We start from the raw sequence: 15124 nt of genomic DNA on the forward strand, positions 1-15124 counted from the left end.
GCCTGCGCGGGCGGCAGTGCGTCAGGCGGATGCATCTCGATAGAGGTTCAGGCTGCTCTGGATGAAGCCCTGCATGGCCTTGGTGCGGTAGCCTTTGCGCTGCAGGGCGAGGAAGATCTGACGCTGGGCATTCGGGTCATCGAGCTTGTAGTAGACGAGTGCTTCGTTGGGCGCGGAAAGCCGCACGAGCGTATCCGTCAGGAAGGTGGCGCCGAGTCCCTGCCGGGCCATGTGATAAGCCGTCATGAGCTGGTTGAGGTAGAGGCGGATGTGCGGCGTCATGCCGTTGTTCTGGAACAGCCTGCGCGAACGGCGGAACATGTCGTTGCCTTTTCCGAGGATCAGGAAATCTGTATCCTGGAAAGCTGCGAGCGGTACGGCCGGTACATCGGAACGAAGGTGGCGGCCGAGCATGATGTCCTGCTGCGTCAGCAGATACGGGGAAAATTCCCGATTGATGGGCAGGAAGGCCGGCACGGACAGCAGCAGGTGATCCTGGTAAAAGGGAATGGTCTCGTAGAGCGATTCATCATAAACGCCGCTGTCGACGATGATGTCAAGTTCCTCTGTGGCGAGCTTGTTGAAGAGGTCAGCTGAGTCGGATTCCGTGACGGCAAGTGCGATATGCGGATGGCGGCTGCTGAAGGCCTCAATCATGGGCGGCAGGAAGCAGGAGGCGAAAAAATTCGTGCCGCCGAGCGAAAGGGTGCCGCTCTCAAGTCCTGCGAGGTCGTCACAGTAGCTTTTGAGATCTTTCTTGATGCGGAAGATGCGCTCCGCTGCTTCGATATAGGCCCGCCCGGCGTCGGTCAGCTGCAGAGGGCTCGTGCTGCGGTCAAAGATGGGCAGCCCGAGTTCTTTCTCGACCTTGCGCACGGAGGCGGAGAGTGCCGGCTGCGACACGAAGAGCTTGCGTGCGGCACCTGAAAAACTCTTTTCCTGCCAGACGGCGTAAACGTAATCCATTCCCTGCATATGAATATTCCTTTCTTTATACCATAAAATAAATCGATAGATATTATATTATTATATGTATTTGTTTATATAATATCAGAATGATAAGATGATAACAAGAACAGAGCAAGGGATGCCGGCCGCAGGAGCCGGCTGAAGGCATAAAGGAGTGTTCATCATGAAGACGATTGGCATTATTGGCGGTATGGGCCCCATGGCAACGGTAGACCTCATGAAGAAGGTCATCCTGGCGACGGATGCGCGCGAGGATCAGGATCATATTCCCATTCTCGTCGACAACAACACGAACATCCCCGACCGCACGGCTGCCATCATGGGCAAAGGTGAGAGCCCGGTCCCGGAACTGATGAAATCGGCCAATCGTCTGGCGGAGCAGGGGGCAGACTTCCTGATCATGGGTTGCAACACGGCGCATTACTTCCTGCCGCTCATGATGCCGTATCTCAAGGTGCCGGTCATCAACATGATTGAAGAGACGGCCAGATTCTGCGCGGAGCAGGGCTATCGTAAAGTCGGCCTGCTGGCTTCGGCTGGGACCTGTCATTCCGGCATCTATCAGCGCGCACTTGAACGCGCCGGCGTGGAAGTCGTCCAGCCGGCCGGTGCACAGGAGGAGGCCGTTCATCGCATGATCTACGACGGCGTCAAAGCCGGGAATCCGGATTTTGACACGACGGATGTACGCAAGGCTCTGTCAGACATGGCAGCCGCTGGCTGCGAGGCTTTCGTGCTCGGCTGCACGGAGGTGCCGGTGGCCGTCTCGATGTATCATCTCGAAGGGAACTTCATTGACGCCACGGAGGTCCTGGCGGAATGCGCCGTCGCAGCTGCAGGCGCCAAGGTCCTCTCGCATCTGCCGGTCCGCATGGCCGCAGCGAATTAAGGTCATATGTTACCATACGCATATTGGCAGGGGTGCTTTCGGCATCCCTGCTCTTTTTATGCATGGAGGCTGCATTGGGGCGTGCGGCTCGGTTGTCACGGTATGACAAAGCTGATATAATGATATTTTAGAAGAATTGTGAACCAAAGATCCTTGCGGGGATCTGCGCGTTGCGCTGGAATATGGAGTGTGAGTGAATTGTTAGATATCAAATTTGTCCGCGAACATCTCGATGAGGTTCGCCAGATGCTCAAGAATCGTTGCAATCCCCTGAACCTTGATGACTTTGAGGGCCTTGACAAGAAGCGCCGGGAGCTCCTGCAGGAATCGGAAGCTCTGAAGGGGCAGCGCAATGCGGTATCGAAAGAAATCAGCGTCATGAAGAAGAACAAGGAAGATGCTGAGGACAAGATCCGCGAAATGCGCGCCGTCGGCGAGAAGATCTCGGCGCTCGACAAGGAGCTCAAGAGCGTGGAGGCGCAGCTGCGCGACATCATGCTTCACATCCCGAACATGCCGCGCGAGGATGTGCCGATCGGCAAGGATGATACGGAAAATCCGGAAGTGCGCAAATGGGGCGAGCCGACGAAGTTCGATTTCGAGCCGAAGGCACATTGGGATCTCGGCACGGAGCTCGACATCCTCGACGCTGACCGTGCGGCCAAGGTCACGGGCGCGCGTTTCACGTTCTACAAGGGCCTCGGCGCCCGCCTCGAGCGCGCCTGCATCAACTTCATGATGGATCTCCATGCCAATAAGCACGGCTATACGGAGATGCTCGCACCGTACATCGCCAACAAGGACAGCATGACGGGCACGGGCCAGCTGCCGAAGTTTGCCGATGACATGTTCAAGCTCGAAGGCCTTGACTATTACCTCGTGCCGACGGCTGAGGTACCGACGACGAATTATCATCGCGACGAGATCCTCGACGGCAATAAGCTGCCGGAGTACTACAGCTGCTACACGGCCTGCTTCCGCGCGGAGGCGGGCAGCGCCGGCCGTGATACGCGCGGCCTGATCCGCCAGCATCAGTTCAACAAGGTCGAGCTCATCAAATTCGTCAAGCCGGAAACGAGCTGGCATGAACTCGATACGATGGTCGATGCGGCAGAGGATGTCCTGCGCCTCCTGGAGCTGCCGTACCACGTGGTCAAGCTCTGCACGGGCGATATGAGCTTCACGTCGGCGACAACGTATGACCTTGAGGTCTGGTTCCCGGCGCAGAACAAGTACCGTGAAATTTCCTCGTGCTCGAACTGCACGGATTATCAGGCACGCCGCGCCAACATCAAGTTCCGCCGCGATGCCAAGAGCAAGCCGGAATTCGTCCATACGCTCAATGGCTCGGGCCTGGCCGTTGGCCGCACGGTGGCTGCCATCCTGGAGAATTATCAGCAGGAGGACGGCTCCGTCGTTGTACCGAAGGTCCTTGTACCGTACATGGGCGGTGTAGAAGTCATCAGAAAGCCGGAATAATGGTATAGAAAAGCCTCCCAGCGTTTGCGGGGAGGCTTTTTTGAAGGGGGATTTCCATGAAGATTGTAGTTGGCATCACCGGGGCAAGCGGCAGTATCTATGCGCTGCGCCTCATTGACGTGCTCCGGGAAGCGGGGCATGAGATCCATGCCGTTGTGACGGACAGCGGCTGGCAGGTCCTGGACTATGAATGCCAGGTGAGCCGTGACGCGTTCAGCAGGCGGGTTGACGTGCTTTACGACAATCACGATGTCGGTGCCGCGATTGCCAGCGGCTCGTTCCGCATGCAGGCCATGGTCGTCCTGCCTTGCTCCATGCACACGGCAGGCTGTGTGGCTCATGGCATTACGGACAACCTGCTGACCCGGGCGGCCGACGTCGCGCTCAAGGAAGGACGTCCGCTCCTGCTCGTGCCGCGCGAAACGCCGATGCATGCCATTCATCTCGAGAATCTCCTGAAGCTTGCGCAGGCCGGCGCGCGCATCATCCCAGCCTGTCCGGGCTTCTACCATCGCCCGCAGAATATCGGGGAACTCGTCGACATGCTCGTCGGCAAAATCTGCGACCAGCTGGGGGTAGAGACAGACCTCTTTGCGCGCTGGCAGGGCTGATGACGACAGATTTCAGCGCGCGAAGCGCATTGCTTCGCGCTTGGCAAGCTGGTCGCAGCGCTCGTTGAGTTCGACGCCGACATGCCCCTTGACCCAGTGGAAGGTCACATCGTGGCTGGCGTAGAGTGCGTCGAGCTGTTTCCAGAGATCCTGGTTGAGGACGGGCTGCCCATCGGCCTTCTTCCAGCCGCGTTTTTTCCAGGCTGTGAGCCAATGGCGCGTAAACCCGTTCTTGAGGTATTGGCTGTCCGTGTAGAGGGCGATTTTTGCGGACTTCTGAGGGAAGGTGAGAGCGGCGATGGCTGCCGAAAGTTCCATGCGGTTGTTGGTCGTGCGTGGATCTCCGCCAGCGAGTTCCGTTATCTTCCCGGTGTGCACGTCGCGGATGACAGCGGCCCAGCCGCCGGGACCGTCCGGGTTGCGCAGGCAGGAGCCATCCGTATAGATGACGAAGTCCTGCTCGCTGTCCGGCCGCCCGCCTGCTTCGCTGGCTGACGACGGAACATTCGTGCTCCACCTCTTTCTGGCGGCCGTCCCTGCCGAGGCTGCCGGCGCACGGCGCGGGGCATCGCTGCCGTTCAGCCACTGCAGCGCTTCGGCGAGGTCCGTAAAGCTCTTGTAGCGGGCGGCGGGGAAGCCGTCCACCTGCTTTTTGCAATCGGCCCAGCTGTTGAAGACACCGGTCGTGCGGCCCACGCGCACGGCGTATACTTTTTTGGTCATATGATTCTCCTTTTACCGTGTTTTCTACTATTATAAGGCTTTCCGGCATGGAAAAGAAGTTGAAATTTCCGCCTAAAAATAGTAAACTTATCTTTACTAATTGTTTTTTGCTTGTTAAAATCATGATTATGGGAGAGAAGAGAAAAGGGGGCAGGAGATGCTGCTGAAGATACTGGAGGCAATCGGCTCATTTGTTCTTCGCAGGCTTGGGGAAATCGGCACGATTGTCATGCTTTACGGCGAGACGATGCGGGCGCTGCGCCACAAGCCGCGCATGCGCCATATCCTGAACCAGATGTCGCATCTGGGCGTGGATTCCCTGCTGATCGTGAGCCTCACGCTGCTCTTTACGGGTGTCGTCTTTACGCTGCAGACGGCCGATGTCCTCATTCGCTTTGGCGCACAGGGGACGGTGGGCGGCATCATATCCATCGCCATCGGCCGCGAGCTCGGCCCGGTCCTCGTGGCTGTCGTCTGCGCCGGCCGTGTGGGAGCCGCCATCACGGCGGAAATCTCGACGATGAAGGTCACGGAACAGATTGATGCGCTGCGTGTCATGGCCGTGAGCCCCATCGATTATCTGCTCGTGCCGCGCATGCTGGCCTGCATGATTGTCGTGCCGCTCCTGACCGTCTTTGGCGATGTCATCGGCGTGTTCGGCGGCTGGCTCATTGCCGTCTGCTATGAGGGCATCAGCTCGTATGCCTACATGAATTCCATCCATGTTTTCGTGGAATTGTTCGATCTGACAGGCGGCGTCATCAAAGCGGTGTTCTTCGGCAATGTCATTGCCGTGCTGGGCTGCTACTATGGCCTGCACTGCCCGGATGGGGCAGAAGGTGTGGGCCGGGCGACGACGAAGACGGTTGTCTCCTCGATCATCGTCATCTTCATCCTCAATGCCGTGCTGACATTCTTCCTGTATTGATCGGGGGCAGCTTATGATTGAACTCGTTGACGTATGCAAGCGTTTTGATGACAAAGACGCTTTGAAGCATATCAATCTGACCATCGAGGACGGGGAGACGCTGGCCATCATCGGTGGCTCCGGCTCCGGCAAGAGCACGCTGCTGCGGCTGCTCATCGGCCTCATCAAGCCGACGAGCGGCAAGATCCTCGTCAATGGCGTGGATATCGTGCCGATGGATGAGGAGGAACTCAACAAGGTCCGCCTCCATATGGGCATGGTCTTCCAGTATTCGGCTCTGTTCGATTCGATGACCGTCGGGGAAAACGTCGCCTTCGGCCTGCGCGAGCACACGAAGCTCAGCGACGCGGACATCCAGGCCATTGTGAAGGACAAGCTCCATCTCGTCGGCCTGGACGGTGTCGAGGACATGATGCCGAATGAGCTTTCAGGCGGCATGAAGAAACGCGTGGGACTGGCCCGTGCCATAGCGGTTGAGCCATCCGTCATCTTTTACGATGAGCCGAGCTCCGGCCTTGACCCGCTCATGACCGAAAAGATCGATGAACTCATCGTGAACACGCAGCAGGCGCTCTCGGTCACAAGTGTCGTGGTCACGCACGACATGGCCAGTGCCTGCCGCATATCGGACCGCATTGCCATGATTTATGAAGGAGAGCTGGTCGCCGTCGACACGGTTGAGCGGTTCAAGAAGATACAGGATGCACGGGTGCAGGCGTTCTTCCATACGCTGCGCACCGTCAAGTGAGTAAAGGGGGATAAGAGTTCATGACGACAGAGGCAAAGGTCGGTGCATTTACGGTGATTGGCATCCTGCTCTTTGCAGCGGTGGCAGCGCTCTTGAGCGGTGTTTCCTTCTCGGGAGAGAAGGGCTACACGCTTTATGCCGGCTTCAAGCAGGTCATCGGCGTGGAGCCGCAGTCCGTTGTACGGCTCTCTGGCGTGCCCGTGGGCAAGGTCAAGAGCATCCGCAATGAAGGCGGCGGCGTTACCGTCACGATGGAAATCCAGGGCAATGCCAAGATCCCGAAGGGCTCTCAGGTAACCGTCGGTTCCTCGGGCGTCATGGGTGATAAATTCGTCAACATCCTGCCCGCCAAAGACCAGGGAATCTACCTCGGCGACGGCGATTACCTGATCGGCCAGGAGGAAGAGGGGCTGGATTCCCTGATGGAGAAGGCCGGCGGCGTCCTTGACCAGGTGCAGGCTTTGCTCGATTCGATGAATCAGGTCATGGGCAATCCGGACTTCCAGCAGAATTTCCTGCAGATGGCCGTGAACATCCGTGAGATGACGGCGCATCTCGATGGCCTCGTGGCCGCCATGGAGCAGACCATGGTGAATAATCAGGGCAATATCGGCCAGATGCTGACGAACCTCAATATGGCGACGGCCAGCATGGACCGCACGATGCGTCAGGTCGAAGCCATGATGACCAATCTGGCTTCTGTCGGGGCAGATCCGCAGACCGCTGAGAATCTGCGGCTGACGCTCACGAACATCAAGGACGCCAGTGACCGCATCGCGCACATTGCGGAAAATCTCGATTCGGTGGCTGGTGACCCGCAGACGGCGGAGGATCTCAAGGCCACGGTCCAAAATGCGCGAAAGATGTCCGATAAGGCAGGAGATATGATGGGCAAGCTCGAAAACATCAAGGTAAAGCCTGCTGCGGATGTCCTTTACAGCGGCGCAAAGGATGACTGGCAGACGAACTTCAATGTGGAAATTGGCCCGGAGACAGGGAATTACCTGAGCCTCGGGGTAGATGATATCGGGGAAGGCAATCACGGGAACCTGCAGGTTGGCCGCAGGAGCGAGCATTTCGGCGTGCGCGGCGGCGTCATCAACGGTGATCCCGGGGTGGGGTTCGACGCCTATATGGGCAAGCGCTTCCAATTCTCGGCGGACACCTATGATTTCAACGATCCTTCCCTGAGACTCAGAGCTCAGTACGAGCTCAATGATGCAGGAACCTGGCTCATGGGCCAGTGGAATGATGTCAACGACAGCGACAAACGGGCGGCTTATCTGGGGATTCGCCAGACGTTTTGATGGATACGATTGTTCGATTGCATCTTCAAATGAAGCTTTAAGAAAGAGATGTTACATTTCTTTGAGGAGGAATTGACCTTGAACAAAAAAAACTGCTTCTATAAAAAACTGACGACTCTCATCACGACCGGCCTCATGACCATGATGGCCACGGGTACGGTCATGGCCGCTGATACGGTGCAGCTCGACCTGCACGACAGCGTGCAGATGGCACTGGAGAACAACCGCACAATCCGCCAGGCGCTGACGGATGTCGATACGGCAAAGTGGAGCCTTTCTTCGGCTCGCCGCACGATGGGCCCGACGCTGACGTGGACGACATCGGCAAACCGCATCGGTGGTGATTCTCTGGATAGTGCACATACTGCACATGCAGCTGGCTTGGGTCCTGCCTATGATTATGCATGGAATAACACGGCACAAGTGGGAATGCCGCTTTACAATGCAGCGGTCAGAGGACAGATCAATCAGGCCCGCTACGGCCTCAACGCGGCAGACCTGACGCTCGAGGAAACGAAACAGGCCATCCGCCTGCAGGCAACGTCGGATTACTATCAGATCCTGCAGTGCCGCAATCTCATCGATGTCCAGCAGGATGCCGTGATGACGCTCCAGGAACACCTCGACAATGTCAACGCGCAGTACCGTGTGGGTACCGTGGCGAAATCCGATGTGCTGGCCTCGCAGGTGCAGCTGGCCAATGCCCAGCAGTCGCTCGTGACGGCGCAGAACAATTACGACATTGCCGTCTCGACGCTCAACAACGTCATCGGCCTGCCAACGGATACGGTGCTCGATATCCGCGATCAGCTCAAGTACACGAAGTACGATCTGAGCCAGGATAACTGCACGGCCTACGCCCTGCAGAACCGCGCAGACGGCGCGGCAGCGCGCTATGCGGTAAAGAGGGCAGAGGCTGCTGTGCAGACGGCCAAGGCCGGATACCAGCCAACTGTCAACGCAGCTGTCAGCAAAGCCATTGGTGGTGAGAAGCCATTTGACAATGATCACACGAGCAGCGACAGCTGGTCGGCCGGTGTCAATGCCTCGTGGAATATCTTTGATAATGGTATAACTCAGGCCAGCGTCAATTCGGCCAATATGGCCCTGCTGAAGGCACAGGAGGCCTCGGCCCAGACGGATGACCAGATCCGCCTCGATGTGCGCACGGCTTACCTGGGGCTGCAGGCTGCAGAGAAGAACATTCAGACGACGTCCGTCGCTGTCACGCAGGCAGAGGAAGATTACAAGATTGCGCAGGTCCGCTACAGCGCCGGTGTCGGCACGAACCTCGACGTCATGGATGCCGAGGAAAAACTCACGACGGCCCGCACGAATTACTACACGGCCCTCTATAACTACAACACGAGCAAGGCATCCCTTGACAAGGCCATGGGCATCCCGGTTGACCTCGATGTCGTGAAGTACACGGCAGCCGAGGAGACGGGCAAGGCGGCTCCGCAGGCACGCAAGGATGCTGCGCTGAATGAGAACGCCGTCTTTGAGATGGCTCAGCTTGAGCAGCAGAAGAAACAGGCAGCAGAAGAAGCGAAGCAGGCAGAACAGGCACAGGCAGCAGCACCGGATACGACGGTACAGCAGGCTGCTGACAATGCCGACAGTTCGGCAGAGCCGGTTTCCAGCGAAACGGTCGCTGCAGATATGGCCAAGTGATCGCTTCGTTTCATCGCGGAACGATTGACCATATTAAGGAGCAGCTATCATGAAACGGAAAAACATCGGGATAGGCATCGGTGCACTCCTGGGTGTACTGATGCTGGTACTGGGCGGGATTTATTATTACGTGCAGACGGATGCCTTCATGCAGAAGGTGGAGCAGACGGCCTCGTCTGCTGCCAGCGATTCCCTGGGCGTCCCTGTAGAAATCGGTTCCGTGACCGTTGTCTCCAACCATGAAATTGAAATACAGGACCTGGCTATTTACGATAAACAGGCGGAATGCATCGCGCGGGCGAATAAAGCCCGCGTGGACTTCCGTCTGTTTTCTGCGTTTCAGGACCCTTCACATGCGGTGAAAGAAGTCACGCTTTCCGGTGTTCAAGGCAATCTGCGGCAGCGTGAGGACGGTACGTGGAATGTCGAGGACATCCAGACAAAATCCTCGACCAGCGGCTCGTTCTATGGCCTGGTACGCCTTGAGGACAGTGAGGTAACGGCTTCGATGCAGGGGAAGACGGCAACGGTCAGCCAACTTTCCGGCACACTGGATTTTTCGGCATATCCGGTCCTGCAGTTCCAGGTGAATGGCGAAAGTTTTGGTGCGCCTGTAAAGGCATCGGGGTCATACCGCAAGGAGAATCAGATCCTGCAGGCGGAGACGGAAGGCTTGGATATCGCTCAGGTCCTGCCGCTGCTGCCGGATGGCCTGCTGCCATCGGAACTCTCCATCGAGGGAGGCACCATCGTCAAGGCGAAAATCTCGGGGCAGAAGATGGGCAGCCAGCTTTCCTTCACGGGTCAGGCCGAGTACAAGGACGTTGCCGTGCGCGTGAAGGATACGGAGGTTGAAGATATTCACGGCTTTACGAGCTTCAACGATACGGAGATGCTGGTGCTGGCGGATGCCCGGGCGAACGGGCAGAGTGCGCGCGTTCACGGCAGCGTGCGCCTCGATACGGATTCCCCGTATCTTGACCTCACGGTTTCTTCGGATGGCTTTGACCCTGCACAGGTGCTCCGCAACATCCCGTATGAGGGCGCGGCTGCCTTTACGGCACATGTGACAGGTACGGCCAAGGATCCTGTCGTCGACGGCGATTTCAAGGTCGCACAGGGCAAAGTCCAGGATATCCCGTTCCAGAATGCTGCGGCGCATATCCGTTACGAGGACAGCCGGATCTATGTGCAGAATCTCTTTGCCGCCGCGTTTGGCGGTACAATCCAGGGTGAAATGGAATTGTCCGCGGATGATCTTTCGTATACGGCGCATCTGCAGGCCAGCAATGCCGATGTGCAGCAGGCCGCCGCTTATGTGCCGCAGCTGTCAGACCTGCAGGGGCGCGTTTCTTTCGATATCGGCGCGGCCGGTGTGGGGACGGATGTCTCGTCTCTCCAGGTCTATGGCAGTGCTTCGCTGCAGGCGGGGGCGTACAAGGCTCTGCCAATTGAAAATCTCAACGCCTCGTTCTATGCGCAGGGGCAGGATGTGACGATTGATTATGCCAGCCTGAACCTGCCAAACCGTACAACGCTTGGCATCGAGGGCACGGTCATGGGCGGCGAGCGCCTGGATCTGGCCTTCTACGGCGGGCATGTCGATCTCTCGCTCGCGAGCAAACTGGAACCACAGCTTGATTTGTCCGGCCTCGGCGATTTCGAAGGCACCGTTCATGGCAACATGACGGACCCGCAGGTGGATCTCAAGTTCACGGCGACGCACGGGACGCTCTTCAAGCAGCCTTACGACGACCTGCGCTTTGAAGCGGCGGGCAGCCTGGATGGCGTGGCCATCAAGGATTTCTCGCTGGTCAAGGATGGCAAACAGACCTGGTATGTCGACGGTACCGTCGGCCTGGCGGGCGAACGCCGCATCAATCTGCGCGTCGATACGGTCGGCGCTCGCATGGAAGACATTGCTGCGCTGGCCTTCCCGGACCAGCCCATCACGGGTAATGTCGACAACACCATTCATTTCACGGGAACGCTCGATCATCCCGATGCCGTCGGTTACATCCATTTTTACCGCGGCAGCTACAATGGCGTCCTGCTCTCTGGTATGGACGGCGATTACTTCATGAAGGACGGCTATACGCGGCTGCAGGACTTCCATATTTTCTCCCCGATGGTCGATATGGATCTCAACGGCACTGTTGACCGCGAGATGAATCTCGAACTCGATGCGAGTGTCCATGAAATCGACATGGAACGCTTTGATCACAAGTTCCCGTATCCGGTCAGCGGCAAGGGGACATTCTCGGGCAAGATCCGCGGCAATCTTTCCGCGCCGGAATTCTACGGCATGCTCGATGCGCCTTCCATCACGCTCAATGGGCAGGAGCTCAAGAGCGTACACGGCATGATGCGTTACCGCGACAGCGTCCTGAGCGTCGATCAGTTCGGCTTTCAGCAGAACGAGGGCCAGTATGCGCTGGTCATGTCCGTTGATATGGCTTCGCATGACGCCAGCGGCCATGTCAAGGTGGAAAATGGCGATATCAACGCCATTTCGGCCGTGCTGAATCTCAAGAATGATATCGTGACGGGGCGCCTGACAAGCGATATTGATGTCGGCGGCACGTATGACAATCCCAGCCTTACCGTGGTCGGCACGATGCCGGAGGGACAGGTGGCCGGCTACGACATCCACGATGTGGCGCTCAACTTGCGTCTGCTGGATTCGGTCATCTACATCGACGAGCTCTCGGGCAGTCAGGGCACGGAAGGAAGCTTCTCGGCCGACGGCTCTGTGACGATCGGCGGGCCCATTGCGGCTACCTTTACGGCACGCAATCTGGCGCTCGGCATGTTCACGAAGTCGGCTGGGCTGCAGCGCGATGTGCACGGCACAGCCGATATCGATGCCTCCTTTGGCGGCACGACGGGCAATCCGTCGGCCGATGTCACGATTGCCGGCCGTAACGGCGGCTTTGAAGGCTCGGTCTTCGATTCGCTCTCCGGCGTGTTCCACCTGAAGAATGGCCTGGTCAATGTCGAGAATGCCAGTGTCAAGAAGACCATCAACCAAAAGGATTACGAAGCCAGTGCGCATGGCATCGTGCCGCTGCGGGCTCTGACGTCGACGGGCGATGACCCGAGCGATGATTACGAGCAGATCAAGCTCGACGTGCGGCTCGATCAGGCGGACCTTTCGCTGCTGCCGTTTGTCTCGGATCAGGTGGATTGGGCGCTCGGCGCCACCAAAGGCGGCCTTGAGATCACAGGCACGGTGGCACACCCGCTCATCAACGGCAGCGTGGCGGTGCCGTCCGGCGCCATGAAGCTCAAGCCGCTTGAAAAGCCCATAACGGATATGGCGATGGAGCTTGATTTTAACGGGAATAGCATGACAGTGCGAAACTTTTCTGGTAAAATGGGCGAAGGTACCTATGATGTCCAGGGTACGCTGGAAATGGCAGGGCTCAAACCCTCCAAGTACAATTTTACGCTGGATGCCAAGGACCTGGACATCGAATGTGAATTCTTCCGTGGACCGCTCAACGCTTCGCTGACGGTGAGCAATGACAAGTTCTTTGGCAAGGAGATGCCGAAAATCGCCGGCGCCGTCAATCTCGGCAACTGCACGATTTCCGTGCCGTCACTGCCGGAAGGAGACAGCTCTCTGCCGGAAGTGATGCTGGACCTTGACATCAATGTCGGGGATAAGGTACATGCCTACAGCTCGTATCTTTACGATATGTATCTGACGGGCAAGGTTCATTTCGGCGGCTCGACCGCTCACCCGAAATCGTCGGGCACGATTTCCGTCAAGCGCGGCGGTACCGTCAGCTACCTCAAGACGGCCTTCAATGTAAGAGAGGGCGCGGCCTACTTCAATCAGGTGGATTCGTTCCTGCCGAGTATTGTTTTCCTGGCCGATACGCGCCTGACGCAGGCCAAAGTATATTTGGCACTCAGTGGCCCGCTCGACAATATGACCCTGAAGCTCACGTCGTCGCCGGAGATGAGCCAGACGGAAATCATCCGCATGCTCACGCTGCGCGACGCATACAAGAACGGTGATGCCAATCTTGATGCCGGCGATCTCCTGATTGTGGGCCTGCAGATGAGCTTCTTGTCCGAGGTTGAGGATGTCATGCGCAACATGCTCTGGCTTGACCGCTTCACGATTGCGCGCGGCAGTGGCTCGGATTTTGATCATCACGATGAGGAATCAAACAAGGATCTCGATGTCTACCATGTCGAGATGGGCAAGTATATTTCCGATAAGGTGATGCTCAAATACGTCCAGCAGATTGGCGGCAACGACATGCATCGCTTTGGTGTCCAATACGATATGAACGATCGACTCGGGCTCACGCTCGACCGGGAGTCCGATGATTACATCGTGGGCGTGGAGGCACGCATCCGTTTCTGATGATGAACTGATAATGGCAGAGGAGGTGAGACGGTGCGTCTGGATCAGTACATGAAAGAGTTGAACCGGGTTCAGCTGCTGGAACCGGAAGAAGAACGGGCGCTTTGGCAGGCCTTCAAGGAAGAAAACGATACAGCGGCAAGGCAGCGTCTCATTGAATCTTATCAGCCGCTGGTCTTCAAGCAGGCCATGCCATTCTCGCACCTCACCTGCATCATGGATGTCATCCAGGAGGGGACGGTGGGGCTCATCGAAGCTGTGGAGCGCTATGACCATACGCGCGGTGTGGCGTTCAGCCTGTTCGCCGTACACCGGATACGCGGGCGGATGCTGGATTTCCTGCGGCGGGAAGGCCGCGTGGACATCGCCTGCATGGAGGAGACCCTGGAGGATGCCAGTGGCAATCTCAAGGAGAACCTCGTCGATACGGCGGCGTCTGTTTCGGAGCAGGCGGAAAGCCATGAGCTTTCCGGCCGTCTGCATCAGGCCATGGAACGCCTGCCGGTCAAGGAACGGGCCGTCCTGGAGGGGATGTATCTGCGCAGTGAAGATGCGGCGCAGATGGCGGACAGCCTGCAGGTCAGCTCTTCCCATATCTACCGGCTGCAGAAAAGCGGCATCCGCCGCGTGCGCGGCATGCTGTCGCGTTTCATGCAATACTGGTAAATTAAAGCAAAATAGTAAGAAAGCATTGATTCTGCAAGAAAAACATGCGTAATAGCGCTGTATTCCCTGTCATTGCCGGATTCGGGCTGTCAGGATTTTGAACGTCTGGCAGATATTATATCTATCGCAGATATGATGAAAGGACAGGAGGGTGTGCCATGAAAGACCAGAACCAAAGGCAGCGGCATCATATCCGTGCTGCCAGGGACTGGCTGGGCAAGGCGGAGCATTCGCTGGCAGAGGATAACGAGGTCCGGGGCGAGCTGAAAGTCATGCTGGCCAAGGCGGAGCTCGCGCAGGCCCGGCAGGGAGCTGAAGCCGGTCCCCTGCGACGATGGGGGCGGCGTCTCCTGCCGGCCGCAGCGGCGTTCCTGATTGCTGGCGGCGGCTGGCTGGGACTTCAGCTTGTTCAGCCAGGCAGGCCCCCTGCACTGGCTGTGGAGAATGCCCCCAGTACTCCTGAGACGCCTGCGGCAGCCTTGCCGCCGGCAGCAGAAGATCCGCCAACGGCGGCTGCGGATGATGCGGTTTCTTCGGAACCTGTGTCACAGCCCCCCGTTTATGCGTCTTCTGAGGCAGCTGCGCAGCAGCCGGCTGCGCCTGTGCCAGGCCCTGCGGCACAGCCTGCCGCGCAGGAGCAGCAGGCTCCGGGCAAGGCCCCAAGCAAGGCGTCAGCCGTTCCCAATGATAATATGCAGAAGTTGATGCAGGCAGCAGGCAAGGCCCTGCGCCAATGAGCCTGCACCGAT

The 15124-nt window shown here is 57.8% G+C and carries 12 protein-coding genes; 10 read left to right on the forward strand and 2 right to left on the reverse strand.

Translation table 11 applies throughout. The features are described from left to right. Nucleotides 1-21: 21 nt before the first annotated feature. Nucleotides 22-975: a LysR family transcriptional regulator gene (locus DWZ54_RS06195; protein WP_118474937.1), complete on the reverse strand. Its 954-nt coding sequence runs from the start codon at nucleotides 973-975 to the stop codon at nucleotides 22-24. Nucleotides 976-1132: 157 nt separating this feature from the next. Between DWZ54_RS06195 and DWZ54_RS06200 the strand changes: the two genes are divergently transcribed. The 3 genes from DWZ54_RS06200 (at nucleotide 1133) to DWZ54_RS06210 (ending at nucleotide 3948) form a co-directional block, all read left to right on the forward strand. After that, nucleotides 1133-1858 carry an aspartate/glutamate racemase family protein gene (locus DWZ54_RS06200; protein ID WP_233541639.1) on the forward strand — a complete coding sequence of 242 codons (726 nt, stop codon included), beginning with the start codon at nucleotides 1133-1135 and terminating at the stop codon, nucleotides 1856-1858. Nucleotides 1859-2056: 198 nt separating this feature from the next. After that, nucleotides 2057-3337: a serine--tRNA ligase gene (gene serS, locus DWZ54_RS06205; RefSeq protein ID WP_118014929.1), complete on the forward strand. Its 1281-nt coding sequence runs from the start codon at nucleotides 2057-2059 to the stop codon at nucleotides 3335-3337. Between the two features lie 56 nt (nucleotides 3338-3393). Further along, a complete protein-coding gene (locus tag DWZ54_RS06210; RefSeq protein ID WP_118474939.1) occupies nucleotides 3394-3948 on the forward strand; it encodes a UbiX family flavin prenyltransferase in 555 nt (184 codons plus the stop codon). A 12-nt stretch (nucleotides 3949-3960) separates the two neighbouring features. Here the strand turns inward: DWZ54_RS06210 and rnhA are convergent, their stop codons facing one another. After that, nucleotides 3961-4671 carry a ribonuclease HI gene (gene rnhA / locus DWZ54_RS06215; RefSeq protein ID WP_118474940.1) on the reverse strand — a complete coding sequence of 237 codons (711 nt, stop codon included), beginning with the start codon at nucleotides 4669-4671 and terminating at the stop codon, nucleotides 3961-3963. A gap of 160 nt (nucleotides 4672-4831) precedes the next feature. On the opposite strand from rnhA, the gene DWZ54_RS06220 reads away from it, so the two are divergent. The 7 genes from DWZ54_RS06220 (at nucleotide 4832) to DWZ54_RS06250 (ending at nucleotide 15112) form a co-directional block, all read left to right on the forward strand. After that, nucleotides 4832-5599, forward strand: a complete 768-nt coding sequence (locus DWZ54_RS06220; protein ID WP_118475010.1) for an ABC transporter permease — start codon at nucleotides 4832-4834, stop codon at nucleotides 5597-5599. Between the two features lie 13 nt (nucleotides 5600-5612). Further along, entirely contained in the window at nucleotides 5613-6347 is a 735-nt protein-coding gene (locus DWZ54_RS06225; protein ID WP_118474941.1) for an ABC transporter ATP-binding protein, read from the forward strand. 20 nt (nucleotides 6348-6367) lie between these two features. Continuing rightward, entirely contained in the window at nucleotides 6368-7654 is a 1287-nt protein-coding gene (locus DWZ54_RS06230; RefSeq protein ID WP_118474942.1) for an MlaD family protein, read from the forward strand. A 78-nt stretch (nucleotides 7655-7732) separates the two neighbouring features. After that, the gene (locus tag DWZ54_RS06235) at nucleotides 7733-9328 is read left to right on the forward strand and encodes a TolC family protein (RefSeq protein WP_370245746.1); all 1596 of its coding nucleotides are present in this window, start codon (nucleotides 7733-7735) and stop codon (nucleotides 9326-9328) included. Between the two features lie 49 nt (nucleotides 9329-9377). After that, nucleotides 9378-13709, forward strand: a complete 4332-nt coding sequence (locus tag DWZ54_RS06240; RefSeq protein ID WP_118474943.1) for a translocation/assembly module TamB domain-containing protein — start codon at nucleotides 9378-9380, stop codon at nucleotides 13707-13709. A 33-nt stretch (nucleotides 13710-13742) separates the two neighbouring features. Beyond that, nucleotides 13743-14375, forward strand: a complete 633-nt coding sequence (locus DWZ54_RS06245) for a sigma-70 family RNA polymerase sigma factor (protein WP_118474944.1) — start codon at nucleotides 13743-13745, stop codon at nucleotides 14373-14375. A gap of 158 nt (nucleotides 14376-14533) precedes the next feature. Continuing rightward, nucleotides 14534-15112: a hypothetical protein gene (locus DWZ54_RS06250; RefSeq protein WP_118474945.1), complete on the forward strand. Its 579-nt coding sequence runs from the start codon at nucleotides 14534-14536 to the stop codon at nucleotides 15110-15112. The last annotated feature ends 12 nt before the right edge of the window (nucleotides 15113-15124 follow it).

The sequence above is a fragment of the Mitsuokella sp. AF33-22 genome (assembly GCF_003475755.1).
GTDB lineage: Bacteria > Bacillota > Negativicutes > Selenomonadales > Selenomonadaceae > Mitsuokella.